Origin of the sequence: Rheinheimera sp. A13L (assembly GCF_000217935.1) — a bacterium.
GTDB lineage: Bacteria > Pseudomonadota > Gammaproteobacteria > Enterobacterales > Alteromonadaceae > Pararheinheimera.
This window is the reverse complement of record NZ_AFHI01000016.1, coordinates 53,219-77,540: the sequence shown is the minus strand read 5'-3', so window position 1 is coordinate 77,540 and position 24,322 is coordinate 53,219. Positions and strand designations below refer to the sequence as shown.

Sequence of the window (24,322 nt, the reverse complement as noted above, 5' to 3'; positions counted from 1 at the left end):
AGGTCAGAGCTTTGGCTCTGACCTGAGTACTTTCGTCATATAACAGGCTATTTCAGGTAAATAAGTATCTAGAATAGCCTGTTGTTCTTTGGTGATATCCATTACTTTGACAAAACCTTGTTTGGCCCAATAACCTTCAGCCCCCTGCACTGCCACTAAAGCCAAAGCCAGCAGCCCCATTTTTTCAGCTTCAGCTATCGCATGTTTTAATAGCTTTGGCGCTAACGACTGCCCACGAAAATCAGCGGAAATCGCCATATCATGCAGGTAGAGGCAATTGGCGTTTTGGTACAAAGGAAAGGCTGCAGCTAAGGGCGTAATGCCGCCAAGCATAGAGGGATAAGCCAACAGGTAACCAGCCATCTGCCCGCCAATAAAATAACCCCAGCAGGTTTGAGAACAAGCAGCAATACGCTCAGCCATTACAGCTGCTGATTCAACCAGTTCTTCACTATAACAATCTTGCTGCACCAACATCAGTTGGCGTAAATCAATAGCAGATAAAACAGATACGGACATAACAAATACCAACAAAAAACCACCTGCTCAACCTGAGACAAGTGGCTTAGAGAAACCAAACTGAAAAGTTTTTCGGACTTTTTAATTCAGACTTTTTAACATGGCTTGATCCAAACCATCGGCAGTTAATAACTTCACAATGGCCTTGCAGTGATCCAGCGTGAAATCACCTTCGCTAATTTGCAAATTTAATGCTTCACGACGTTTTTGCACTACATCAGACAAAATTTTATTGTCAGCGTCAGCGCCTTTTAATTTCTGTTCTAACTTAGTCAGCCATGGATACAGCTGCTTTTCAGCATCATAAGCCTGCTGACGTACTTCAGGATGGTAATCCTGACAGGCGTTAATGTTTAATAAATAAAAATTCAGATAACCGGCAACGGTCAGATACTGGTAGTCCACTGTTTGAGCTTTTACTGCAGAACTTAAACATAAGGCGGCAAACAGGCTGTAACCTAACTTCTTCATCTAAGACTCCCCAAAAAAATCGTAAATTCGATACCCAATCTACAGAGAATAACCTGCCTTTTCAACATAGCAGGTTATTTATACTGGAATAATAGGTTGTAAATTATGTACTGCAGATACAACTTATCATTTTTACCATTTTATCCAGCTTAATATGAAGCTGCAGGTACCCGCACCCAACCTTCCATTAATACTCGTGCACTTCGGCTCATAATAGCTTTAGTCACTGTCCACTCACCTGCAACCAGCGCAGCCTCAGCGCCCACTCTTAAGGTGCCGGACGGATGACCAAAACGTACCGCTTTACGTTTTACGCCACCAGCAGCCAGATTCACTAAAGTGCCCGGAATAGCAGCCGCAGTACCGATGGCCACTGCAGCTGTGCCCATCATGGCGTGGTGCAATTTGCCCATAGACAAAGCGCGCACCATTAAATCAATATCGCCTGCAGCCACAGTTTTACCGCTGGAGGAAACATACTCTGTGGCCGGCGCAACAAAAGCCACCTTGGGCGTATGCTGGCGGCTTTTAGCTTCGTCAATATGAGCTATTAAACCCATTTTTACCGCGCCATAAGCGCGGATAGTTTCAAACATGGCCAGAGCTTTGGCATCACTATTAATAGCATCCTGCAGCTCAGTGCCTGTATAGCCAATATCTTTGGCGTTGACAAAAATAGTCGGAATACCAGCATTGATCAGTGTGGCTTTAAAAGTTCCGACGCCTGGCACGTCCAAATCATCGACTAAGTTGCCGGTTGGGAACATGGAACCGCCGCCCTCGCCGTCTTCATCCGCGGCAGGGTCAATAAATTCCAATTGCACTTCAGCTGCCGGGAAAGTGACGCCATCCAATTCAAAGTCACCACTTTCCTGCACTTCGCCATTGATCATAGGCACATGAGCAATAATGGTTTTACCAATATTGGCCTGCCAAATCCGCACTGTGGCTTTGCCGTTTTGTGGAATACGGCTTGCGTCAACCAAACCTGCGCTGATGGCAAAAGAGCCAACAGCTGCTGATAAATTGCCGCAGTTACCACTCCAGTCGACAAAAGCTTTGTCGATGGAAACCTGACCAAACAAATAATCAACATCGTGATCACTTTTTGTGCTTTTGGATAAAATCACGGTTTTACTGGTACTGGACGTAGCGCCGCCCATACCATCTATTTGTTTGCCGTAAGGGTCAGGGCTGCCAATCACACGCAACAGCAACGCATCACGCGCTGCTCCTGCTGTTTGTGCTGCCACTGGTAAATCCTGTAAGCGGAAAAACACACCTTTACTGGTACCACCACGCATATAAGTAGCGGGAATTTTAATCTGAGGTAAATAGCTCATCTTTTTACGCCTTACACTGTGGCTTCAAGGAAGTCTTTGGCAAAACGCTGTAACACGCCACCTGCTTCATAAATCAATACTTCTTCGGCTGTGTCCAAACGGCAAGTGACAGGAACTTGCAGCACCTCACCGTTTCTGCGGGTGACCACTAAAGTTAAAGTAGTGCGAGGTGTACGTTCACCTAAAACGTCGTAGCTTTCAGTGCCATCTAAACCCAAGGTTTTACGGTTGACGCCAGCTTTAAACTCCAGCGGCAATACACCCATACCTACTAAGTTAGTGCGGTGAATACGCTCAAAACCTTCGGCCACTATGGCTTCAACCCCAGCTAAACGCACCCCTTTGGCGGCCCAGTCACGGGATGATCCCTGACCATAATCAGCACCGGCAATAATAATTAAAGGTTGCTTACGTTCCATATAAGTTTCAATGGCTTCCCACATGCGGGTCACCACGCCTTCTGGCTCAATACGGGTCAGTGATCCTTGTTTAATTTTGCCATCCACCACAGCCATTTCATTGATCAGCTTAGGGTTAGCAAAAGTAGCGCGCTGCGCTGTTAAATGATCACCCCGGTGGGTAGCATAGGAGTTAAAATCCTCTTCCGGCAATCCCATTTTATGCAGGTATTCACCTGCAGCGCTGTCCATCATAATGGCGTTGGATGGCGATAAATGGTCAGTGGTGATGTTATCGCCAAGCACTGCCAGTGCCCGCATGCCTTTCATAGTGCGCTCACCCGCCAAAGCACCTTCCCAATACGGCGGGCGGCGGATATAAGTAGTTTGTGGACGCCAGTCGTACAGCGGGCTGATTTTTTCGCCGTAATCCACAGATACAGCAAACATAGGCTCGTACACTTTGCGGAACTGTTCAGGTTTGACGCTGCTTGCAACCACAGCATCAATTTCAGCGTCGCTTGGCCAGATGTCTTTTAAGCGAATTTCGTTGCCGTCTTTATCCAGCCCCAGCACGTCTTTTTCGATATCAAAGCGGATAGTACCTGCTATGGCGTAGGCCACCACCAAGGCTGGTGAGGCTAAAAACGCCTGTTTGGCATAAGGGTGAATACGACCATCAAAGTTGCGGTTACCGGATAACACAGCTGTGGCGTATAAATCACGTTCTATCAGTTCTTGTTGAATCACAGGATCTAAAGCGCCACTCATACCGTTACAAGTCGTGCAAGCAAAAGCGACAATACCAAAGCCCAGGCTTTCTAAATCAGTCAGTAAGTTGGCTTCTTTTAAATACAGCTCCACCGTTTTAGAGCCAGGTGCAAGCGAGCTTTTCACCCAAGGCTTACGGCTTAAACCTTTGGCTTTAGCGTTACGGGCTAACAAACCTGCAGCTATGACGTTACGTGGGTTACTGGTGTTGGTGCAGCTGGTAATAGCAGCAATAATGACAGCGCCATCCGGCATTAAACCCGGTTCGTTTTCTACCACACCACTAATGCCTTTGGCGGCTAAATCGCTGGTTGATACCCGGGCATGAGGATTGGAAGGACCTGCAATAGTGCGGCCGACACTGGATAAATCAAAACAGATAACACGCTCATATTCAGCCGTTTTTAAACTGTCGGACCATAAACCTGCAGTTTTAGCGTAGCTTTCAACCAACTTGACTTGTGCTGGCTCACGGCCTGTCAGGGTTAAATAATCCAGCGTTTGCTGGTCAATAGAGAACATAGCGGCAGTAGCGCCATATTCTGGTGTCATATTAGAGATAGTAGCGCGGTCGCCTAAACTCAGGCTGCTGGCACCTTCACCAAAAAACTCCAGATAAGCAGAGACTACTTTTTCTTTACGTAAAAATTCAGTTAAGGCCAGAACTATATCTGTTGCCATAATGCCTGGCTGAGCTTTACCCGTCAGCTCCACACCAATAATATCCGGCAGACGCATCCATGAAGCGCGGCCCAACATCACGCTTTCGGCTTCTAAGCCACCTACACCAATAGCAATAACACCCAATGCGTCGACATGAGGTGTATGACTGTCGGTGCCCACTAAGGTATCAGGGAAAGCCACACCATCTATAGCATGAATAACAGGCGACATCCGCTCTAAATTGATCTGGTGCATAATGCCGTTGCCTGGTGGAATGACATCGACATTTTTAAAGGCTTTTTTGGTCCAGTTGATAAAGTGGAATCTGTCGTCGTTACGTCTGTCTTCAATAGCACGGTTTTTCTCAAAGGCATCTTTTTCAAAACCACCATGCTCGACAGCCAAAGAGTGATCAACAATCAGTTGAGTTGGCACTACAGGGTTTACTTTAGCCGGATCGCCGCCTTGCAGCGCAATAGCATCACGCAGGCCAGCTAAATCCACTAAAGCGGTTTGACCTAAAATATCGTGGCAAACCACTCGGGCCGGAAACCATGGAAAATCCAGATCCTGCTTGCGGTAAATCAGTTGTTTTAACGAGTCAGTTAAGGTTGCCGGATCGCAGCGGCGTACTAAGTTTTCTGCATGAACACGGGAGGTATAAGGCAGCTTGGCATAAGAGCCCGGTTCAATATCGTTGCATGCAGCTTCTGCATCAAAATAATCCAGCTTGGTGCCTGGTAAGGTTTTACGGTAATTAGAATTCATGGCGTGGCCACTCAGTTAAATTGTTTACTTTAGATCCTACAAAAGCCCTGAACGGGCTTTTGTAGTTTGGGTGCTTTTTGTGCTTAACGGCTTGATAGTGGCGTTACTGTACGTGGTTCCACACCTGTATATTCGGCACTTGGGCGAATAATACGATTGTCCGCACGCTGTTCCATCACATGGGCGGCCCAGCCTGTTAAACGTGAACAGACAAAAATAGGCGTAAACAGCTTGGTTGGAATACCCATGTAGTTGTAAGCCGAGGCGTGGAAGAAATCTGCGTTACAGAACAGCTTTTTCTCGCGCCACATCACAGCTTCGCAGCGCACAGAGATGTCGTACAAGGAGGTATTGCCGTTGGCTTTGCCCAGCTTTTCTGACCATTCTTTGATCACTGCATTACGTGGGTCAGACTCAGCATAAATGGCATGACCAAAGCCCATGATTTTTTCTTTACGTTCCAGCATGCCCATTAACTTGGTTTCGGCATCATCCGGATTATCCATCTTTTCAATCAGTTCCATCGCCGCTTCGTTAGCGCCACCGTGCAGAGGGCCACGTAATGAACCAATAGCGCCAGTGATACAAGAGTGCATATCACTTAAAGTGGAAGCACAAACACGGGCTGTGAAGGTAGAAGCATTAAACTCATGCTCTGCATATAAAATCAGCGAGGAGTTCATTACATCTGTATGCAGTTGAGTTGGCTTTTCGCCATGCAAAGTCCAGAGGAACTGCTCGGCAATAGAATCGGCCGCTGTTTCCACTTCAATGCGCTGGCCTTTATGGCTGAAGTTATACCAGTAGTTAATTAAGCCAGGGAAAATCGCCAGTAAACGGTCTGTTGCATCTTGTTGCCGGGCAAAACTCTCTTCAGTTTCTAAGTTGCCCAACATAGAGCAACCTGTACGCATTACATCCATAGGATGGGCAGAAGCAGGAATACGCTCCAGCACTTCTTTGAGTGCCTGTGGCAGGTCACGCATGGCCTTTAAGCGTTTTTTGTACGCAGTCAGTTCAGCTTCGTTTGGTAACTCGCCTTTTAAAATCAGGTGCGCAACTTCTTCAAATTCACAATGAGCGGCTAAGTCTTTCACATCGTAACCACGGTAGGTCAAGCCTGAACCTGTTTTACCTACTGTGGATAAAGCGGTTTTACCTGCAATTTGGCCACGTAAGCCTGCGCCTGATAATTCTTTTGCGTTCGCCATCTTGTCTCTCCGTTTTTAATTTGTTCTGTTGATTGAGTGAATGCTGTTTTCGTTATTAGCTATTTCTTAGTTGCAAACAGGGCATCCAACTTTTGCTCATAACTGTGATAGTTCAGGAAGTCGTAAAGTTCAGCACGGGTTTGCATGCTGTCAACCACAGCTTTTTGATCGCCGTTGGCCAGAATAGACTCATACACATTCAGTGCAGCTTTGTTCATAGCACGGAAGGCACTCAACGGATACAACACCATATCGACACCGACACCAGCCAATTCTGCTTTGTTAAACAGCGGCGTTTGACCAAATTCAGTGATATTGGCCAGCACTGGTACTTTTAAGGCGCTGGTAAAGGCCTGATATTGCTCCAGTGTATAGACAGCTTCTGCAAAAATGGCATCGGCACCTGCAGCTTCACAAGCTAAAGCCCGTTCAATAGCAGCTTCTAAACCTTGTTGTTGCAACGCATCGGTGCGCGCCATAATAAAAAAGTTTTCGTCTGTTCTGGCATCGACAGACGCCTTAACACGATCGACCATTTCTTCCAAAGACACTATTTCTTTGTTTGGTCTGTGACCACAACGTTTTTGCGCCACCTGATCTTCAATATGAAAACCTGCAGCACCTGCATTGGTCATTTCTTTGACTGCACGGGCAATATTAAAAGCTCCACCCCAGCCTGTATCAGCATCCACCAGCAAAGGCAGTTCAGTCGCACCGGTAATACGGCGGATATCTTCACAGACATCATTTAATGAGGTCATGCCTAAATCCGGCAAACCAAAAGAAGCATTGGCCACACCGGCGCCTGATAAATACAGGGCTTTATGACCCACACGTTCAGCCATCAAGGCGGTGTACGCATTAATAGTGCCTACCAGCTGTAACGGATGATTGTCTTTAATTGCCTGACGAAGCAGAGCGCCAGCGCTTTTTACATTAGCCATGTGAAGTCCCCTGTTGAAGTAACTGTTGTTCAATATTACGTTTGGATGCGGCTATATGACGACGCATCAGTAAGTCGGCAAGTTCGCCATCGCGGTTGGCAATGGCGTTAATAATAGCTTTATGTTCGTCAAAAGCCCGTGATACACGAGGCCCGTTCATGCCAAGCTGCACTCTGTACATCCGAACCAGAAAATACAGCTCGTCACTTAAAATATTAATCAGATAAGGATTTTTACTGCCTAAGATGACGCGGTAATGAAAATCGACATCCCCGGCTTCCTGGTAATAACTTTCACCTTCGCGCACTCTTTGTGTCGACAAATGCTGATCAAGTAGCGCTCTGACTTCGGCAATTTCCTGCTCTGTCATATGCTCTGCCGCCAAACGACAAGCCAGTCCTTCCAACTCTTCGCGCAGCTGATACAAAGAACGTAAACCTTCAATCGATAGCTTGACTACACGGGCGCCAGCGTTAGGTGTACGTTCTATTAAATGACAACGTTCTAAGCGCGCTAAGGCTTCGCGCAGCGGTGCACGACTTAAGTCATAACGGCGCGCCAGTTCAGGCTCACTGATTTTGGTACCAGCTGGAATTTCACCGTCCACTATGGCAGTACGAATTTGCACCAGCACCCGGTCGGCAGCAGTAATCGCGTCTTTAAATTCGGTAGCAAGCATCAGATTGTCGACAATTAAAAGAAAGTGATAACGTTTTACCGCCTTAAACTACTTTGGTCAAGGACAAAGGAGTAGTTATGTCGACATAAAGACTAAAGTACTAGAGGTGACTGTATGGAATTATGAACAGGGAAATAGCAGGGCCAGCTCAAAAGACTGGCCTCTATCACAAACTCCAGAGTTGTTTGAAGGCCACAGCCTGACGACGCGAGATTTCCAGCTTTAAGCCGTCTTTGAGTGTTAATTCAAAGCCACCGCTGATCGAAGGTTCAATGCTTTGAATATAGTGTGTATTTACAATCCAGCTTCGGCTGGCGCGGAAAAAGCTTTGTTTTGGTAACTTCTGCTCCAATGCCGCCAAATTTCGGTAAATCAGTGGCCTGCCTGAAGCAAAATACACTTTGGTGTAGTTGCCCTGAGCTTCAAAGGCATAAACATCGGATAAAGTAATGAAATAACAGCGTTCTCCATCTCTTAAAAACACCTGACTCTGTAAGGTCATTTCCGACTGATGCCCACAAGCCGGCACTTTAGCCAAAGCCGATTGCAACCGAGCTACAGTCACAGGTTTGAGCAGATAATCTTTGGCGTGATAATCAAAAGACTTCAGGGCATAACAATCAAAAGCAGTAACAAAAATCACATGAGGTTTACGCGGCAGCTCGTCCAGTTGCTCCAACAGACTAAAACCGTCACCACCGGGCATATCAATATCCAATAACAGTAAATCCGGACTGGTTTGATAAATCAGCGCTTTGGCTTGTTCAACATTTTCAGCCTGCCCGGCCAACTCAATGCCCTGACACTGAGTGAGCTGATTGATGAGTTCTAGCCTTGCCAGCCTGCTGTCATCTATCACCAGTACTTTCATCTTGCAGTCTCCAACGGCAAACGAATTTCAGCAATCACTTTATCCTGCTGTTGCTCCAACCTCAGGCTTGCATTTCCCTGATACAAGAGCTGCAGACGCTGACGAATATTTTTTAGCCCCACTCCGGTTGTACTTACAGCTCCGGTTTGCAGCAAACCCGGATTGCTGATCTGAATCCTAAGCTCTTTTTGCTGCACCTGAGCCTCAATACGGATTTCTCCGCCAGCAGCACACCGACTTATTCCGTGTTTCACCGCGTTTTCAACACAAAGTTGTATTAAAAACTTAGGGATCAAAGTGTCAGTACAGCCTGCGTCAATTTGCTCTGAATACTGCAACCTTTGTTCAAATTGAATAGAACATAAAGCTATGTAAGCGTGCACAGTCTCCAGTTCCTGATAAAAAGGTACTTTGATGCCCTGCTCACCGTTCAGATTATACCTCAGCATGTCCGATAAGGTAGCCAGCATAGTTCTTGCCCGTTCAGGGTCTTCCAGGATCAATGCACGTATATTATTGATGGCATTAAATAAGAAGTGTGGATTAAGCTGACTGAGTAATGCATCCAACTGTGTTCTGTGTAGCAGAGCTGTTGCCTGACGTAGCTGCCGTACTTTAGTGACTGAAAAATACAAAGCAGACCAAAGCAACATCACAAGCAACACATTAAAAAAATTGCCCTGAATTATAGATTTAACCACAAACCAGCGTTGTTCAGCCGGAACAGGAAAACTGTATTCTGTCATCGACAGCAAAAAAAACACCAACACCAGCGTCAGAGTTGCAAAAGCAGCGACTATGACAGCGCCAGCGATCAAAACAAAGCTCTGCTTTGGCAAAGCAGAATGCATCAGTTTGCGGCGGTAAAACAGCCTAAGGCAGTGCGAACCAGCACCGGCAGCAGCTACAAGTAATGCAGCATAAAACAGTTCAGTTTCGACAAAAACCGGCCTGTTGATCACTATCACTGCAACCAGAAGATAAAGCAGACTCCAGCCTGTCCATTGACCCCAGTTATACCAGTTCATCATGTTGAAGTTTGTCCTGAACTTTAGCTGCACTTAAAGCAGTTCTGTGCTTTGTGCTGCACCAACTCAAACTACAAGCTGGTGCTTTTATGGATTCAATCAGTTTTTTGTGCAAAGTTCAGCGGCATGGCCATGCCCTGTACAAAAGTACCCTGCCACTGATTTTCTACCCAGGTTGCACTGTAATTGGCATTGATCATGGATGAAGCGAAGCTCAGCCGGGTATCAGATAAAGTAAATTTATTCACAGCTATACCGTAACTTTGCTGCTTTGGACTGTCGAGCGTAACGTGATAACCAGCTGCAACCACTGCAATATTTAACACCAAAGGCAAGGTAGAGTTTTTACTGAGCTGCAAATCTCCAAACCATTGCCGTTCATGCTCCAGCCGCTGTATATCCTGTTCAGATAAACGAGTAAAACTTACCTCTAGCGGACGATGCTGAGTGAAAGTGCCAACCAGCTTATCTCCGTTAAAAGTGCCGGAGAAGGACGCCTTCAGGTGACTGTCCTCAAAGCTAAGCTGATTTCCTTCGAGTCTGAACTGTTCAGGAATCATTTCTTTTGAGCTTTGGTTTGGGCTCAGCATCACTATCTGATTGCCCTGTTCATCTTCAGTGATCTTCAGTGCCAGCACTATCCGGAATTCAGGAGCGACGTCCAACACAGCACGCCATTGACCTGTAACATCAAGAGCTTGCAGGTTAAAGCTGCACAACACCGTGCTGATAAAAAGACAATAATTTTTCATCCATTTTTCCTTGTTGATTTGATATCAGGCAGTTTAATGGCCAGCGGCTTCTCGTGGCACTGTTTATGATAAAGGGGGCTCAGACAAGTTAAGCGGTTTGTTCAGCGTATTAATCTGCGATGACAGCCTTGTGCTGCCACTTCTGCATATTCACGCCTTTGATTATCATCCACAGGCTCAGTACTAACTCGCCCACTAATACCGGCAGCATGATCCAGGGGAACAAGAGCGAAGCCAGAGCTGGAGCCAGCAATAAGGCCAAACTATTGATCAGATAACACACACCCGCCAGAGCTAACATCACACCTATAAAAGCAGGAAAAAAACCGGATTTAATAATCAGATAACCACGCAGCAAACAGGCGAAAGCAAAAAAGATCAGGCCTATGCCAAAACCATAACCATGCAGTCCAATAGCCAGAGCAGACCAGGCAGCTAATTGCTCTGTTGAAAACACCGATGTAGCAGCTCCGCCAGCCAACAAGACTAAAGGTATAACTAACAATAGCTTATTGGCGACCAACATAGCTGTTTGGATCAGGTTAAAAAAAGTCGCAGCCAGATTCAAACCAACACTGACGCGCTTAAATAACAAATAAAACAGCACTATCATCGGAATATCAAGGGATTGCATTGTCAAATCCCCTACTATGCCTAGGCCCCAGAGTGTCGGGGACGCTGCGATATTGAGGGCTGTTGCTGCAGCATCGGCTGGCACAACCAAAGACCCTCTGACCATCAGTTCACCAAAGAGCCCTAATCCAATAATGAGCAGATAAAGCAGGCCACCAAGGCGTACATAAAACTGGGGAGATCGTTCAAAAGAAGAAATCATAGAATGCCTCAGACTGATAAAACACTGGAGTAGCTACAGAATAACTCCTGCCTGGGCGGAGTCAGATGTGGTTCCAGACAGACTTTTGAAACCTTGAATTACACTGGCAGATCCAAATAAAAAAAGCCACAGGCATACAAAGCTGTGTTCAGTAAAAAATGTAATACATTATTTTTGTCCTCGATTTTCTGACACGGCTGTGATTGAATATCTGCTCCGAAGCAAAATGGAGTGTTGTAATCAACCCGTATGAGTTTACTAATTGCGTTTGTGGTTTTATCAATTTCAGTATCTTTTATCTGTTCTATCCTTGAAGCAGCGTTGTTATCTATCACGCCCAGCTACATTGCCCAGCAAAAACTGACTCAACCCAAGCTGTACGAAAAACTGAAAGCTCTTAAAGAGAAAATTGACCAGCCTCTGGCTGCGATCCTGACATTAAACACAGTAGCTCATACAGTGGGAGCCACTGGTGTAGGTGCTCAGGTGACTGTAGTTTTTGGTGACGGTTATCTGGGTATTGCCTCAGCCATCATGACGCTGCTGATACTGGTGTTGTCAGAAATATTACCTAAAACTATTGGTGCCCGCTATTGGCCAAGTTTGGCTCCGGTTTTACCTACCCTGCTCAACGGCATGATTTTTATTCTGAAACCTTTTATCTGGTTATCAGACCAGGTCATGAAGCTGTTTGGCGGTGGACACCATGATCATGATTTACGTCAGGAAATCAAAGCACTGACTATATTAGGCCGCGAGCTCAATAAACTCGATGAAGATGAACAAAGGGTCATAGCAAATATTCTTGATTTACATGACATTAAAGTGCGCGAGATTATGACACCACGCACTGTTTGTGAATCCGCTAAGCCAGATGAAGCCTTATCATCTTTAGTAGAACGCGTTAAAAAAGACCGTTTTTCACGTTATCCTGTGCTGGATAATGATGAAGCCCCTCTGGGTATAGTATTTCGTTACGACATGCTGGAATTCAGCGAAGAACAAACCGCTGCCGACATTATGAAACCTGTGAAAGTGATTTCAGATATGCTGAATGTGGAACAACTGATGTCACAGTTGATCCGGGAACGTCAGCATATGGCATTGGTTTATGATGAATACGGGAGCTGGATGGGTCTGGTCACTATGGAAGACGTGATTGAGTCCATCATTGGTCAGCCTATTATGGATGAAACAGACGATATTCCAAACATGCGACGTTTTGCCAAACGCCGTTGGGAACATAAACAAAAGCAGCTTAGCGACGATAAAAGTCAGCAAGGATAAAACCTGCACAGTTCAATCCGGCGCTCCTGAACATTTCAGAGCGCCCTTTTTTTTAACTCTCGTGACTGGCAAACTCACTACCAACAAAACCTCTGCAATCTCTCGCATGCCCCAATCTGATAAAACAGCAGTTTTAACCTCTGCTTTAACTGATGACTTTGCAGTTTTTATTAGATTAATTTTTTCTAACATTAATGATTTGTAAAAGCTTTGGCTTCTATAGCGAATTTGTGGCATTTGTCTTTTTTAGTGAGCAAAAGCTTACCAGTCCTGAGGCGGAGTGAATAAGCTGGGGATAACGCAGGTATAAGATCAGGATAAGTTTTGACTTCTGTTTCGGATTGAATCACTTAAAACAAAGAGACATACAGGAAAATTTCAGAAGCCTTGTCTACACTGAAAACCTGTAAGTAACCTGTTTGTCCTCTTTGGTTCCGTATAGCGCACGGCTCATTTAGATGAGCCATTCCCCTAAGCCCAGAATGAATCATTTGATTCTGGGCTACTTTTCTCATCAATTAGACTCTTTTAACCGATTGAAACAGCTGATAAAAATTTTCAGTCGTTTGTTCTGCGAGTTGTTCAATGCTGACATTACGTTGCTCAGCAATACAAGCGGCAACAGCGCTGACATAAGCGGGCTGATTGGTTTTTCCACGATAAGGCACTGGGGCTAAATAAGGCGAGTCGGTTTCAATCAACAGGCGATCCGCTGGGATTTGTCGTGCCACTGAACGCAGTTCATCGGCGTTTCGAAAGGTGACAATGCCGGATAACGAAATATAAAAACCTAAATCCAGCGCTGCTTTTGCAGTATCCCAGTCTTCTGTAAAACAATGCAAAACACCACCACAATCGGCAGCACCACCGGAGCGCAATAAATTTAAGGTATCAGCTCTGGCATCGCGGGTATGCACGATCAAAGGCTTTTTTAATTCACGACCTACAGCTACATGAGCAACAAAAGCGTCCTGTTGAATAGCTTTGCTGTCCGGGCTGTAAAAATAATCCAGGCCCGTCTCTCCTACAGCCACTACCGCAGGATCAGCGCAATAACGGCGCAGCAGTTCAGCATCAATTTGATCTTCCTGATGCAGCGGGTGTTCACCACAGGATACTGACACTTGCGGATAAGCAGCCACCAGTTGTTTCATCGCGGGGAATTCTTTCAGACTGACCGAGACACAAAGCATATGTTCTACTTTGGCAGCCGTAGCTTGCTGTAAAACTTCTGGTAAGGTCAGGGCTAATTTATCCCATTCAAGGCGATCGAGGTGGCAATGTGAATCAACAAACAAAAGATTTCTCCAAAAAAATAGTTAAAACAACCACTGAACTCTAAAGGCTGTACGTAGGTTCAGTCGAATCGAGCATACCACCCAGTAGTTTCTCAATTTTATCCTGCAGCTGAAACTTATCGTCAATAAAAGCCACACCAATACCGGCTGGTGTCGAGCTTTGCGCACCTTGGGGTGTCAGCCAGGCGACTTTGCCGGATACTCTTACCGGCTCGAGCGCATCAGGTAAAGTCACAACCAAAGACAATGAATGCCCCATACGATAAGGCCTCGCTGTGCGTACAAATAAGCCACCATTTTTCAGAAACGGCATATAGCAGCGATACAGCTCTTTCAGCTCAGTAAAATCCAGTGTAATTTCGTCCACAACAGGCTCCTGTTACAACAAAGCAGAACGGAGTTGCACTAACAAGGCCGATAAATTCAGCGTGGCATTTTGCCCAGTGATCAACTGCCGGTCACGGCCCCATTGTTGTAAAGACAACAACAACTGATGATGTTTCAGCTGCATCTCTTTGCCTCTGTTCCACAGCTCCTGTCGTACAAACCAGAATAAGGTGGAAGGTAATTGTTCTGTATCCGGCAAATGCGCCAGCAGCTCATACATATCCAACTGAGCGGACACGAACTTCTTCAGCATAACCAATTGTGCAGAAATTGCTGCTGCTTCGTCGTTTTCCAGCAACTTCAGCGCTAATAAAGGCGCACCACCGACATATTGCAGCAAAAAATCAGGCACAGGTCTGCTGCTGTGCTCCTGCAACCAGTGTTCTATCTGTTCGCCATAGACAGGAGCTAAAGCCCAGCTTTGGCAACGACTTAAGATAGTTGGCAACAGCTGAGCCGGATGGGCACTTTGCAAGATCAGAAAACTGTTTTGCGGTGGCTCTTCCAGTGTTTTTAATAACGCATTGGCTGCGGCTTCCGTCATTAACTCGGCATGCGGAATAAGCGCCAGCTTCACCCCACCTTGTTGTGAAGCGCCCTGCATAAACTGACCAAGCGCACGTATAGGATCAACGCCAATACTGCTGCTGCCTTCAGTAGGCAATTGCCACAGATCCGGGTGATGGCCGGATGCCATTAGCTGGCAACTTTTGCATAAACCACAAGGTAACTGCTTCTGTGGTGTTTTACAGAGCAAATAGGCTGCCAGACGCTTGGCCAGAGCTAACTTGCCAATACCTACAGGGCCTGTCAGCAATATCGCATGATGCAAATGCCCTGCTTCTGCCAATTCAGTCAGTTTGTATTGGTAAGAGTCCAGCCAGGGAAAATCAGACATCAGGGTTAAGATCCGCCTTTGCATCACAGCTTAAAGACCCGTTTTGATAAGCTTGTTGCAACGCATCCAGAATTTGCTGTTGCACCTGCTGCATCGACTGGCTGGCATCAATAGTAACTATATTGGCTTCAGTGGCTGCGATTTGTTGATACTTAGCACGGGTGCGCTGGAAAAACGCCAGTTGCTCTAATTCAATGCGGTCCAGCTCACCCCGGGCCTGAGCACGTTGTAAGCCGATGGCCGGATCTATATCCAGATACAGCGTTAAATCCGGCTTTAAATTCCCTAAAACCACCTGACGGATGCTGTTAATCAGGGTTTCATCCAGTTGACGGCCGCCTCCCTGATAAGCCCGTGATGATAAATCGTGGCGATCGCCCAGTACCCAATTGCCTTGCTGCAAAGCGGGCTGGATCACTGTTTTGACCAGTTGCACCCGGGAGGCGTACATCAATAAAAGCTCGGTTTCAGGTGCTACTTTTTCATCCTGCACTTGTTTGACTATAGTGCGTATTTGTTCAGCTAAAGGCGTACCACCAGGTTCACGGGTACTGATAAATGGGATCTGATGTTCGTTCAGCCATTGTTGAATAGTGCGGATAGCACTGGTTTTACCGGCACCTTCCAGCCCTTCCACTACAATAAAACGACCTGAAGTTGTCATGGTTTTTTCTTTTCCAACATTCTCTTGCTTAAAATATATTGCCGCACTGCAGCATTATGCTCTGCCAGAGTGCGGGAAAACTGATGAGTTCCATCCCCTTTGGAGACAAAATACAACCAGTCACTTTGCGCTGGTTGAGCTGCGGCGATAATAGAACTGCCACTTGGCGCAGCTATAGGGCCTGGCGGTAAACCAAAATGCTGGTACGTATTATAAGGATGTGGATTACGTAAATCAGCTCTGGTGATATCGCCATTAAAACTATCCCCCAAACCATAAATAACAGTTGGGTCTGTTTGTAGTCTCATACGAAGCGCTAAGCGATTGACAAACACCGAACTGACAAGCGGTTTTTCGGGTTCGTGGCCACTTTCTTTTTCGATAATAGAAGCCATGATCAACAGCTCATAGGGGGTTTTGTAGGGCAATTGAGGCTGACGACTATCCCAGGCCTGTTGTAAACGTTGCAGCAACAACTGGTTAGCGCGTTTTAATAATTCGGTGCTGGTGCTGTTGGCGGTGTAATTATAAGTTTCAGCAAAAAACAGCGCTTCGGCATTGATTGGTTTTTCACCCCAGCTTTCTGGCCAGACAGCCAAAGCGACCATATCCGTATCTTCGGTCAGATCGTGTTTTAAATATTCTGCTTCGGCTAAACGTTTTAAGCTTTGGCTTAAGGTTTCCCCTTCTTTGATGCTAAAAGAAAACTGCGCCACTTTGCCACTGGCGAATAAATGCAGCATTTGTAATAAGCGGGTTGGCTTTTGATCCTGCGGTACCCTGTATACGCCCTGATGTAGTTTGGCCAATTCAGGGTGCATACGTAAGTAAATGGACAACCAACGGCACTGGGCGTTACTCAGCAGCTGTTGTTGCTGCCAGTTACGACACAGCTTCATCGCGCTGTCGCCCGCTTTAATTTCGATATAAGCTTCAGTCAGCGGCAAAGTGCTTTGGCTGTACTGTTGCCATACATGACTTAACCCCAGATAACTAAGCAGCGCAACTAACAGGACAACAAATAAAGTTCGGATCAAAGCTCAACTCCGCTGACAAACTGACGTACCAGTTCGATATTTTTAGTTTGCCCGACAAATTCCTTCACCGGCACTACACCCATCAGGGCATTACAAATCAATAGGGCATCGGCTTGCTGCAGATCAACAAGGCTAAAGTTGCCTTCGGTGACCAGGAGATGAGCCATCAAATGTTGACGCATAACCCCACAGACACCAGCCTGATCCAACTGCGGCGTAAACCACGGGCCGTTTTTACAAAACATCAGATTGGCGGCTGACACTTCAATCACAGCGCCACATTGATCCAGAACCACAAGTTCATCAAAACCGCTTTGAGCTAATTCGGCTTTGATCAGCACCTGTTCCAGCCTGTTGTTGTGTTTTAAACCCGCCAAAGCAGGTTGCTGTGCCAGTTTAAATTGTGCCACCCCCAGGCGAATACCTTGCTGTTGCCAATTGGTGTAATCAGGTAGAGCTGCAGTACTGATATAACAGCAAGGCGATTCAATACCTTGTGGACTATAACCCCGGCCTGCCTGACCACGACTGATCAGTACTTTAATCACTTGCTCTGACGCTGAAATACTTTGCTGTACTTTTCTGGTCAGTTCATGTGTATCAAAATCGCCAATAAGCAAACGTCTGGCGCCCGACTCCAAACGTTTTAGATGCAAATCCCACAACATGACTTTGCCGTCTTTTACCCGCACTGTGGTAAAAAGTCCGTCACCATACTGAAAACTGCGATCTGTGCTGTTGGGAGCCTGTAGGTAAAGCATCAATGCCAGTCCACATCATTTGAAAAAATTCTGGCCGAAAGTATGCCTGAAATCAGTGACTTTGGGAATGCAGAGGCCGAGTCATGGTTCAGACTCAAAATGGATAACGCAGATAAGGGGTCAGAGTGGAAGCTCTGACCCCAAAGTTTTAGATTTTCTTAAACAGAATAGAACCGTTAGTACCACCAAAACCAAAAGAATTACATAAAGCATATTCCATTTTGGAGTCGCGGGCCGTATGCGGCACATAGTCTAAGTCACAACCTTCATCCGGATTATCCAGGTTGATGGTTGGTGATACTTTCTGGTCGATCAGGGACAAAATCGTAATGATGGATTCAACAGAACCCGCAGCACCTAACAAGTGCCCCATCATCGACTTGCTGGAACTGACCATTAATCCTTCTGGTTTAGCACCAAAAATAGATTTAATCGCCATAGTTTCAGCAATGTCACCTGCTGGCGTAGAGGTACCATGAGCGTTAATGTATTGCACTTGCTCAGCGTTCACGCCGGCATCACGCAAGGCATTTTTCATCGCCAAAGCAGCACCACGACCATTCTCTGGAGGAGATGTCATATGATAAGCATCACCACTCATACCAAAACCGACCAGCTCTGCGTAAATCTTAGCGCCACGGGCTTTGGCATGTTCATACTCTTCCAGTACTACCACACCAGCGCCATCGCCTAATACAAAACCATCACGGTCTTTATCCCATGGACGGCTGGCCTGTTGAGGCGCGTCGTTACGGGTTGATAAAGCACGGGCTGCACCAAAGCCACCCATACCTAAAGTGGTCGATGCTTTTTCTGCACCACCTGCAATCATCGCGTCCGCATCACCGTAAGCAATCATACGGGCGGCCTGACCAATGTTATGCACACCTGTAGTACAAGCGGTCACAATACTGATATTTGGACCTTGCAGACCTAACATAATGGATAAATGACCGGAAATCATGTTGATAATGGTAGAAGGCACAAAAAACGGCGATAAACGACGTGGGCCGCTGTTCAATAATTTGGTGTGGTTTTCTTCAATTAAACCTAAACCACCAATGCCTGAACCTACAGCAACACCAATACGTTCGGCGTTTTCTTCGTTAATTTCCAGTCCGGAATCCCGAAAGGCCTGCACACCGGCAGCCACTCCGTACTGGATAAATAAATCCATTTTTTTGGCTTCTTTGGCCGGGAAAAACTGTTCGACGTCAAAATTTTTGACTAAACCTGCAAATTTGGTGGTGTAAGCCTCTGGATCAATATGATCAAACAGCGCTATTCCACTTTGACCTTGTAATAAAGCCTGCCAGGTCGACGTTACATCGTTCCCCAGGGGCGTTAGCATACCTAAGCCCGTCACAACCACTCGACGTTTTGCCACAGAATCCTCCGCAGTCGAAAAATAATCTTTAAAGCTGTCAATCCACTCCTGCATTTAGTACGTAGCAGACAGCTTCAGAAACAAAAACGGGTAGCAGAGGCTACCCGTTTTGTCAGCTCAACGCTTACTCAGCGTGGGCCTTGATATAGTCGATAGCAGACTGTACCGTTGTAATTTTTTCAGCTTCTTCGTCTGGGATCTCTGTGTCGAATTCTTCTTCCAGAGCCATAACTAATTCTACTGTGTCCAGAGAGTCAGCGCCTAAATCGTCAACGAAAGAAGATTCGTGCTTCACTTCTTCTTCTTTAACGCCTAACTGCTCGATGATAATTTTTTTAACGCGTTCTTCGATGTTGCTCATCTTTTCTTCCTTTTTCTCATGTAAATCGCAACAATTGGTGCAATTTTGTGTGGCGGCTAGTTTATGCGTAAGCCTGATTTGTTGCAAGCAAAGCACTTCGCTTTTCCTGCTGGTCAAACCATTTGCCTTTGTCCTTGAAGCCGCAGCTTTGTTGACTGCGCTCTGTCGTCCCAATCACATAGATAACTATGTTCATGGGAACTCTTCGCTTGTCGTCGCGCTGCGACACCAATGACTTTGGCAAACTTGCCTTAGTTCCTGAAACCGCAGCTTTATTGACTGCAACTTCAGCCACATGGGCAAAAGCTTACACCATATACATACCACCGTTGATATGAATGGTTTCACCCGTAATATAGGCTGCCGGACCTGAAGCCAAAAAGGCTACAGCGGCTGCTATCTCTTCCGGCTGGCCCAGACGATTCGCCGGGACCTGGCTGAAAATTGCTTCTTTTTGCTCTTCTGACAATTCTTTGGTCATATCGGTGTCGATAAAACCTGGTGCAACAGCGTTCACCGTGATACCACGGGAGGCCACTTCTTTAGCTAATGACTTGGTAAAACCTAACACGCCCGCTTTCGCTGCAGCATAGTTCGTCTGACCCGCATTCCCCATAGAACCAACTACTGAACCTATGCTGATGATCCGGCCGTGACGCTTTTTCATCATGCTACGCAGCACAGCTTTACTTAAACGGTACACTGATGTCAAATTGGTTTGCATGATGTCGAACCATTCTTCTTCTTTCATGCGCATCAACAGGTTATCGCGCGTAATACCAGCGTTGTTCACCAGAATATCAATATCACCAAACTGAGCTTTAATAGTCTCTAAACACTGCTCAATAGAAGCGGTATCGCCGACATTTAACACCAGGCCCAAACCTTTGTCACCTAAATAAGCGGAAATAGCAGCAGCACCTGATTCAGTTGTTGCAGTTCCAACCACTTTAGCGCCTAAAGCGGCTAATTGTTCAGCAATAGCACGACCAATACCACGGCTTGCACCAGTGACTAAAGCTACCTGACCTTCTAAAGAAATAAATGGAGTCGTCATAATCTGTTCAGCCTTTTATTCTGCAGCTAAAGCGTCTTTTAACGACGCTACATCTGTGACTGAAGCAGTGTTCAGTTCTTTGTTAATACGTTTAATTAAGCCACTTAATACCTTGCCTGCGCCCAGTTCAATCACTGTATCCACGCCTTTAGCAGCTAAAAATTCAATACTTTCTGTCCAGCGCACCGGGCTATACAGCTGGCGCACTAAGGCATCTTTAATAGCTTCAGCATCCGCAGCTGCAACAACGTCGACATTGTTCACTACGGGTATGACAGCTGTATGAAACGAAATACTGTTTAAATCATCTGCCAGTTTATCTGCTGCTGGCTTCATTAAAGCGCAGTGTGACGGCACAGACACAGGTAAAGGCAGCGCACGTTTGGCACCTGCGGCTTTACAAAGTTCATTCGCACGTTCAACTGCGGCTTTATTACCAGCAATCACCACCTGACCAGGTGAGTTGAAGTTGACAGGAGAAACCACTTCACCTTGTGCTGCTTCTGCGCAAGCTTTGGCAATCAATGCATCGTCCAGACCAATAATGGCCGACATAGCACCAGTACCAGCAGGCACAGCCAGTTGCATATACTGACCGCGTTTTTCCACCAGCTTGACGGCATCAGCCAAGCTGAATACACCAGCACAAACTAAGGCGGAGTATTCACCTAAAGAGTGACCCGCTAAATAAGCAGGAGTTGCGCCGCCCTGCTCCAGCCATACCCGATAGACAGCAACAGAAGCTGTTAATAAAGCAGGCTGAGTACGGTGCGTTTCATTAAGCTCTGTATCAGGACCGTTGGCGACCAGCGCCCATAAGTCATAACCTAAAGCAGCAGAAGCTTCGGCGAAGGTGTCGCGAACAGTCGCAAACTCAGCGTGAAGTTCAGCTAACATGCCGACGCTTTGTGAACCCTGTCCCGGAAATACCAATGCAAGTTTATTGTTCATCATTTTTCCTGCAACTCTTCTCGTAATATAGTTAATAACGTACTAAAGCCGAAGCCCAGGCAAAACCACTGCCAAATGCTTCAAGCAATATAGTTTGTCCACGCTGAATACGGCCATCACGCACAGCTTCATCTAAAGCTGTAGGCACTGTCGCCGCCGACGTATTGCCGTATCTGTCGAGGTTGATCACTACCTGATCCATCGACATATCCAGTTTACGGGCTACAGCAGAGATAATGCGCAGGTTAGCCTGATGCGGTACTAACCAGTCAATTTGTGATTTATCCATGTTGTTGGCAGCAAGGGTTTGCTCCACCACTTCAGATAAACGGGTGACTGCAACTTTAAATACTTCGTTGCCTTTCATCGCGCCCCATGAGCTATGCACTGAAGCTTCAACACCACGTATTGGGTTGTCGACATACAATAATTCGGAATGTTTACCGTCAGCATGAATATGAGTAGATAAAATACCCGGCTCTTCAGAGGCTTCTAAAATAACAGCGCCTGCGGCATCACCAAATAAAATCACCATGCTGCGATCTTCAGGGCTCATTAAACGCGATAAACAATCTGCCCCTATTACCAATATTCGTTTTGCCATACCACTTTTTACATACTGGTCAGCAATACTTAAGGCGTAGCAGAAGCCTGCACAGGCTGCGGCTACGTCAAAAGCCGGAATGCCCGGAATATCCAGTTCACGCTGCACTTCGCAAGCTGCACTTGGCAGAGCACGGGAAGCGCTGGTGGTAGCCATGACAATCATATCGATGGAGTTTTTTTCGATGCCGGCTGCTTCAATAGCTTTGAGTGCAGCCTGAGCCCCCATAGTAGCAACAGTTTCGTTGTCAGCTATAATGCGGCGTTCTTTGATACCAGTACGTTCAATAATCCACTCGTCTGTGGTTTCAACCATGGTTTCAAGGTCAGCATTGGTTCTGACCTGAGACGGAAAGTAACTTCCGGTTCCAATAATGCGTGAATACATTGGGCCCTACGCTTTGTCAATTAATACGTGTTCCAGCCTGTCTTTGATCTTCACCGGCACCTGGCGTTCAACCTCGCGCACGGCCTGACGGATGGCACTAAGAAATGCTTCTTTTGTCGCATTTCCATGACTTTTCACTACAATTCCGCGCAATCCTATCAGACTTGCCCCGTTATACTGGTCGGGGTTCACACCTAAAGAGATACTTTTCAGGAAAGGTTTGATCAACCAGCCGAAAAGTTGAGCAGACATGGAGTTTTTCAGTGCAGTTTCTAAGCGTTTTAAGATAAGTTTCGCTACACCTTCACAGGTTTTCAGCGCTACATTGCCGACAAAACCATCACAAACAATGACGTCAGCTTTGCCGGAAAAAATGTCATTGCCTTCGATATAGCCAATGTAATTGATATCCGCACATTCGGATAAGAGTAAGGAGGTGCGTTTGATTTGATCCGAACCTTTGATTTCTTCTTCGCCCATGTTCAGCAAAGCCACTTTGGGTTTGACTATGCCTTCCACTTCTTCGGCCATCACTGCGCCCATCACGGCAAACTGAAATAAGGTATCTGAATCGCAATTCACCGTAGCGCCTAAATCCAGCATAAAGACCGGACTGCCGACAGTAGAAGGCAAAGCGCTGATCAGAGCAGGACGTTCGACACCATTCAGCATTTTTAACACAAAATGCGCCATAGCAATCAAAGCCCCGGTATTACCGGCACTGACACAAGCAGCCACTTTGTTTTGTTCGACCAAATCAAGAGCAATACGCATCGACGACTGGCGCTTATTGCGCAAAGCCACAGAAGGTTTGTCGGTCATCAGAACAGTTTGGGAAGCATGCTGAACAGAAAGCTGAGGATGATTTAAATATCCAGCCTGTTCTAAGTCATGTGTAAGGATTTCGGAATCGCCGCAGAGGACTAGATCTACATGGGGAAATTCGCACAGCGCTTCTATTGCTGCAGGAATAGTTGATTGGGGGCCATGGTCGCCCCCCATCATGTCTAAAGCTATTTTAAGTCGTAGTGGTTGCAACAAGTGCATCCAACCTTACTTAATTACTTTACGACCTTTGTAGTAACCATCTTCAGTGATGTGGTGACGACGGTGCGTCTCACCTGAAGTTGCGTCTACAGACAGCGTTGGCCCAGTCAACGCATCATGAGAACGACGCATGTCACGTCTTGCACGAGATTTTTTGTTTTGCTGTACAGCCATTGCCTTTCTCCTAAAAAAACTATTTTTTCTTCAATTCTTGCAATATTGCAAATGGGTTCGGTTTTTCTGGTTCTGGTTCTATTACTCCCCAGCTCATCTGCACTTTGGTTGGATCACAAGATCCTTCGTCATGCATCGGAAACAAGGGTAAAGCCAGAATTAATTCGTCCTCAACCAATTGCCTCAAGTTAACTTCGCCGTGTTCGTTTTTTTCGACCACTTCGTAGCGCTCTGGAATATCGTCATGAGCCGAATCTTTGTCACTCCTTATCGGAGTGTATGCAAAACTGGTGTTCAGTTCCAGGCTCATGTGTTCGCTACAGCGTTCACACTTCACTTGTACCTGACAACGAGCCCGAGCTTCAATGAAGACCAAACCCTGTTCATCAGTTCCGCAATTTACTACTACGTCTACATCACCCTCAGAGCTTACTAACGAGTCAGTTAATCTGGTTAAAGTAACCAGAGGAACTATACCATCAAAGGTTGCACGTTTCTGCGCAGCTCGGGTTGGATCAAGGGTAATTGGAATTTTTACCTTTTGCATAAGGCGCGCATCATATAGATCGAGGCTAAAGCTGTCAAAGGATTCCTGCCTCTTTTTTGTTAATTATTCCCGCCTAAACCGCTGTTCTGACGGCCGTTCTGGCTTAATCTACCCAAAGTAACTGATGTTGCAGCGCGACGACAAGCTTTTGAGACCCCATGAGCATAGATAAACTATGTGATTGGGGCGAAAAAGTGCAGTCAACAAAGTTGCAACTTCAGG

At 46.2% G+C, this 24,322-nt stretch carries 28 protein-coding genes; 1 reads left to right on the top strand and 27 read right to left on the bottom strand.

Going from position 1 to position 24,322, the window contains the following annotated elements:
* Positions 1-3: 3 nt before the first annotated feature.
* The 11 genes from RHEIN_RS10585 to RHEIN_RS10535 all read right to left on the bottom strand — a co-directional run bounded on the left by RHEIN_RS10585 (position 4) and on the right by RHEIN_RS10535 (position 11,253).
* Complete coding sequence (locus tag RHEIN_RS10585) at positions 4-519, bottom strand: GNAT family N-acetyltransferase (RefSeq protein WP_008898967.1); 516 nt, start codon at positions 517-519, stop codon at positions 4-6.
* An 81-nt stretch (positions 520-600) separates the two neighbouring features.
* On the bottom strand, positions 601-990 hold the full coding sequence (locus RHEIN_RS10580; RefSeq protein WP_008898966.1) for a hypothetical protein: 390 nt from the start codon (positions 988-990) through the stop codon (positions 601-603).
* 149 nt (positions 991-1,139) lie between these two features.
* The gene (prpF, locus tag RHEIN_RS10575) at positions 1,140-2,333 is read right to left on the bottom strand and encodes a 2-methylaconitate cis-trans isomerase PrpF (protein ID WP_008898965.1); all 1,194 of its coding nucleotides are present in this window, start codon (positions 2,331-2,333) and stop codon (positions 1,140-1,142) included.
* Positions 2,334-2,344: 11 nt separating this feature from the next.
* Entirely contained in the window at positions 2,345-4,933 is a 2,589-nt protein-coding gene (acnD, locus tag RHEIN_RS10570; protein WP_008898964.1) for a Fe/S-dependent 2-methylisocitrate dehydratase AcnD, read from the bottom strand.
* Positions 4,934-5,016: 83 nt separating this feature from the next.
* Positions 5,017-6,144, bottom strand: coding sequence for a bifunctional 2-methylcitrate synthase/citrate synthase (gene prpC, locus RHEIN_RS10565; protein ID WP_008898963.1), 1,128 nt, complete (start codon positions 6,142-6,144; stop codon positions 5,017-5,019).
* A gap of 59 nt (positions 6,145-6,203) precedes the next feature.
* Positions 6,204-7,088: a methylisocitrate lyase gene (prpB, locus tag RHEIN_RS10560; RefSeq protein WP_008898962.1), complete on the bottom strand. Its 885-nt coding sequence runs from the start codon at positions 7,086-7,088 to the stop codon at positions 6,204-6,206.
* On the bottom strand, positions 7,081-7,767 hold the full coding sequence (locus RHEIN_RS10555; protein WP_008898961.1) for a GntR family transcriptional regulator: 687 nt from the start codon (positions 7,765-7,767) through the stop codon (positions 7,081-7,083). Before RHEIN_RS10555 ends, prpB begins: the two co-directional genes overlap by 8 nt.
* 166 nt (positions 7,768-7,933) lie before the next feature.
* Positions 7,934-8,638, bottom strand: coding sequence for a LytR/AlgR family response regulator transcription factor (locus tag RHEIN_RS10550; RefSeq protein WP_008898960.1), 705 nt, complete (start codon positions 8,636-8,638; stop codon positions 7,934-7,936).
* Positions 8,635-9,669 (bottom strand): sensor histidine kinase, encoded by a 1,035-nt coding sequence (locus RHEIN_RS10545; RefSeq protein WP_008898959.1) that lies wholly within the window; start codon positions 9,667-9,669, stop codon positions 8,635-8,637. The genes RHEIN_RS10550 and RHEIN_RS10545 overlap by 4 nt, the downstream gene beginning before the upstream one ends.
* A gap of 92 nt (positions 9,670-9,761) precedes the next feature.
* Positions 9,762-10,418 (bottom strand): hypothetical protein, encoded by a 657-nt coding sequence (locus tag RHEIN_RS10540; RefSeq protein ID WP_008898958.1) that lies wholly within the window; start codon positions 10,416-10,418, stop codon positions 9,762-9,764.
* Between the two features lie 109 nt (positions 10,419-10,527).
* Entirely contained in the window at positions 10,528-11,253 is a 726-nt protein-coding gene (locus RHEIN_RS10535; protein WP_008898957.1) for a DUF4386 domain-containing protein, read from the bottom strand.
* Between the two features lie 249 nt (positions 11,254-11,502).
* Between RHEIN_RS10535 and RHEIN_RS10530 the strand changes: the two genes are divergently transcribed.
* The gene (locus RHEIN_RS10530) at positions 11,503-12,540 is read left to right on the top strand and encodes a CNNM domain-containing protein (RefSeq protein WP_008898956.1); all 1,038 of its coding nucleotides are present in this window, start codon (positions 11,503-11,505) and stop codon (positions 12,538-12,540) included.
* A gap of 12 nt (positions 12,541-12,552) precedes the next feature.
* Here RHEIN_RS10530 and RHEIN_RS10525 read toward each other — a convergent pair whose 3' ends face one another.
* From RHEIN_RS10525 to yceD, 16 genes are all read right to left on the bottom strand, one after another.
* Positions 12,553-12,777, bottom strand: coding sequence for a hypothetical protein (locus RHEIN_RS10525; RefSeq protein WP_040554971.1), 225 nt, complete (start codon positions 12,775-12,777; stop codon positions 12,553-12,555).
* A gap of 281 nt (positions 12,778-13,058) precedes the next feature.
* Positions 13,059-13,838 (bottom strand): TatD family hydrolase, encoded by a 780-nt coding sequence (locus tag RHEIN_RS10520; protein WP_008898955.1) that lies wholly within the window; start codon positions 13,836-13,838, stop codon positions 13,059-13,061.
* Between the two features lie 40 nt (positions 13,839-13,878).
* Positions 13,879-14,205 (bottom strand): PilZ domain-containing protein, encoded by a 327-nt coding sequence (locus RHEIN_RS10515; RefSeq protein WP_008898954.1) that lies wholly within the window; start codon positions 14,203-14,205, stop codon positions 13,879-13,881.
* A 12-nt stretch (positions 14,206-14,217) separates the two neighbouring features.
* Positions 14,218-15,123, bottom strand: a complete 906-nt coding sequence (holB, locus tag RHEIN_RS10510) for a DNA polymerase III subunit delta' (protein WP_008898953.1) — start codon at positions 15,121-15,123, stop codon at positions 14,218-14,220.
* Complete coding sequence (tmk, locus tag RHEIN_RS10505; protein ID WP_008898952.1) at positions 15,116-15,787, bottom strand: dTMP kinase; 672 nt, start codon at positions 15,785-15,787, stop codon at positions 15,116-15,118. Before tmk ends, holB begins: the two co-directional genes overlap by 8 nt.
* The gene (gene mltG, locus RHEIN_RS10500) at positions 15,784-16,824 is read right to left on the bottom strand and encodes an endolytic transglycosylase MltG (RefSeq protein ID WP_008898951.1); all 1,041 of its coding nucleotides are present in this window, start codon (positions 16,822-16,824) and stop codon (positions 15,784-15,786) included. Before mltG ends, tmk begins: the two co-directional genes overlap by 4 nt.
* Positions 16,821-17,585: an aminodeoxychorismate lyase gene (pabC, locus tag RHEIN_RS10495; RefSeq protein ID WP_008898950.1), complete on the bottom strand. Its 765-nt coding sequence runs from the start codon at positions 17,583-17,585 to the stop codon at positions 16,821-16,823. The genes mltG and pabC overlap by 4 nt, the downstream gene beginning before the upstream one ends.
* Positions 17,586-17,733: 148 nt before the next feature.
* Positions 17,734-18,972 (bottom strand): beta-ketoacyl-ACP synthase II, encoded by a 1,239-nt coding sequence (gene fabF, locus RHEIN_RS10490; protein WP_040554987.1) that lies wholly within the window; start codon positions 18,970-18,972, stop codon positions 17,734-17,736.
* A gap of 124 nt (positions 18,973-19,096) precedes the next feature.
* The gene (acpP, locus tag RHEIN_RS10485; protein ID WP_008898948.1) at positions 19,097-19,333 is read right to left on the bottom strand and encodes an acyl carrier protein; all 237 of its coding nucleotides are present in this window, start codon (positions 19,331-19,333) and stop codon (positions 19,097-19,099) included.
* Between the two features lie 61 nt (positions 19,334-19,394).
* On the bottom strand, positions 19,395-19,628 hold the full coding sequence (locus RHEIN_RS10480; protein WP_040554969.1) for a hypothetical protein: 234 nt from the start codon (positions 19,626-19,628) through the stop codon (positions 19,395-19,397).
* 12 nt (positions 19,629-19,640) lie between these two features.
* On the bottom strand, positions 19,641-20,390 hold the full coding sequence (gene fabG / locus RHEIN_RS10475; protein WP_008898947.1) for a 3-oxoacyl-ACP reductase FabG: 750 nt from the start codon (positions 20,388-20,390) through the stop codon (positions 19,641-19,643).
* A 15-nt stretch (positions 20,391-20,405) separates the two neighbouring features.
* Entirely contained in the window at positions 20,406-21,341 is a 936-nt protein-coding gene (gene fabD / locus RHEIN_RS10470; RefSeq protein ID WP_008898946.1) for an ACP S-malonyltransferase, read from the bottom strand.
* A 31-nt stretch (positions 21,342-21,372) separates the two neighbouring features.
* Complete coding sequence (locus RHEIN_RS10465; protein ID WP_008898945.1) at positions 21,373-22,332, bottom strand: beta-ketoacyl-ACP synthase III; 960 nt, start codon at positions 22,330-22,332, stop codon at positions 21,373-21,375.
* 6 nt (positions 22,333-22,338) lie between these two features.
* Positions 22,339-23,379, bottom strand: coding sequence for a phosphate acyltransferase PlsX (gene plsX, locus RHEIN_RS10460; RefSeq protein ID WP_008898944.1), 1,041 nt, complete (start codon positions 23,377-23,379; stop codon positions 22,339-22,341).
* Positions 23,380-23,385: 6 nt separating this feature from the next.
* Positions 23,386-23,553, bottom strand: a complete 168-nt coding sequence (rpmF, locus tag RHEIN_RS20690) for a 50S ribosomal protein L32 (RefSeq protein ID WP_008898943.1) — start codon at positions 23,551-23,553, stop codon at positions 23,386-23,388.
* Between the two features lie 19 nt (positions 23,554-23,572).
* Positions 23,573-24,100 (bottom strand): 23S rRNA accumulation protein YceD, encoded by a 528-nt coding sequence (gene yceD / locus RHEIN_RS10455; protein WP_008898942.1) that lies wholly within the window; start codon positions 24,098-24,100, stop codon positions 23,573-23,575.
* Positions 24,101-24,322 lie beyond the last annotated feature (222 nt).

Bases quoted from the DNA above. Each gene is read 5' to 3' on its own strand.
- RHEIN_RS10585 (WP_008898967.1), bottom strand. From the start codon at position 519: ATGTCCGTATCTGTTTTATCTGCTATTGATTTACGCCAACTGATGTTG.
- RHEIN_RS10580 (WP_008898966.1), bottom strand. From the start codon at position 990: ATGAAGAAGTTAGGTTACAGCCTGTTTGCCGCCTTATGTTTAAGTTCT.
- prpF (WP_008898965.1), bottom strand. From the start codon at position 2,333: ATGAGCTATTTACCTCAGATTAAAATTCCCGCTACTTATATGCGTGGT.
- acnD (WP_008898964.1), bottom strand. From the start codon at position 4,933: ATGAATTCTAATTACCGTAAAACCTTACCAGGCACCAAGCTGGATTAT.
- prpC (WP_008898963.1), bottom strand. From the start codon at position 6,144: ATGGCGAACGCAAAAGAATTATCAGGCGCAGGCTTACGTGGCCAAATT.
- prpB (WP_008898962.1), bottom strand. From the start codon at position 7,088: ATGGCTAATGTAAAAAGCGCTGGCGCTCTGCTTCGTCAGGCAATTAAA.
- RHEIN_RS10555 (WP_008898961.1), bottom strand. From the start codon at position 7,767: ATGCTTGCTACCGAATTTAAAGACGCGATTACTGCTGCCGACCGGGTG.
- RHEIN_RS10550 (WP_008898960.1), bottom strand. From the start codon at position 8,638: ATGAAAGTACTGGTGATAGATGACAGCAGGCTGGCAAGGCTAGAACTC.
- RHEIN_RS10545 (WP_008898959.1), bottom strand. From the start codon at position 9,669: ATGATGAACTGGTATAACTGGGGTCAATGGACAGGCTGGAGTCTGCTT.
- RHEIN_RS10540 (WP_008898958.1), bottom strand. From the start codon at position 10,418: ATGAAAAATTATTGTCTTTTTATCAGCACGGTGTTGTGCAGCTTTAAC.
- RHEIN_RS10535 (WP_008898957.1), bottom strand. From the start codon at position 11,253: ATGATTTCTTCTTTTGAACGATCTCCCCAGTTTTATGTACGCCTTGGT.
- RHEIN_RS10530 (WP_008898956.1), top strand. From the start codon at position 11,503: ATGAGTTTACTAATTGCGTTTGTGGTTTTATCAATTTCAGTATCTTTT.
- RHEIN_RS10525 (WP_040554971.1), bottom strand. From the start codon at position 12,777: ATGCCACAAATTCGCTATAGAAGCCAAAGCTTTTACAAATCATTAATG.
- holB (WP_008898953.1), bottom strand. From the start codon at position 15,123: ATGTCTGATTTTCCCTGGCTGGACTCTTACCAATACAAACTGACTGAA.
- tmk (WP_008898952.1), bottom strand. From the start codon at position 15,787: ATGACAACTTCAGGTCGTTTTATTGTAGTGGAAGGGCTGGAAGGTGCC.
- pabC (WP_008898950.1), bottom strand. From the start codon at position 17,585: ATGCTTTACCTACAGGCTCCCAACAGCACAGATCGCAGTTTTCAGTAT.
- acpP (WP_008898948.1), bottom strand. From the start codon at position 19,333: ATGAGCAACATCGAAGAACGCGTTAAAAAAATTATCATCGAGCAGTTA.
- fabG (WP_008898947.1), bottom strand. From the start codon at position 20,390: ATGACGACTCCATTTATTTCTTTAGAAGGTCAGGTAGCTTTAGTCACT.
- fabD (WP_008898946.1), bottom strand. From the start codon at position 21,341: ATGAACAATAAACTTGCATTGGTATTTCCGGGACAGGGTTCACAAAGC.
- RHEIN_RS10465 (WP_008898945.1), bottom strand. From the start codon at position 22,332: ATGTATTCACGCATTATTGGAACCGGAAGTTACTTTCCGTCTCAGGTC.
- plsX (WP_008898944.1), bottom strand. From the start codon at position 23,379: ATGCACTTGTTGCAACCACTACGACTTAAAATAGCTTTAGACATGATG.
- rpmF (WP_008898943.1), bottom strand. From the start codon at position 23,553: ATGGCTGTACAGCAAAACAAAAAATCTCGTGCAAGACGTGACATGCGT.
- yceD (WP_008898942.1), bottom strand. From the start codon at position 24,100: ATGCAAAAGGTAAAAATTCCAATTACCCTTGATCCAACCCGAGCTGCG.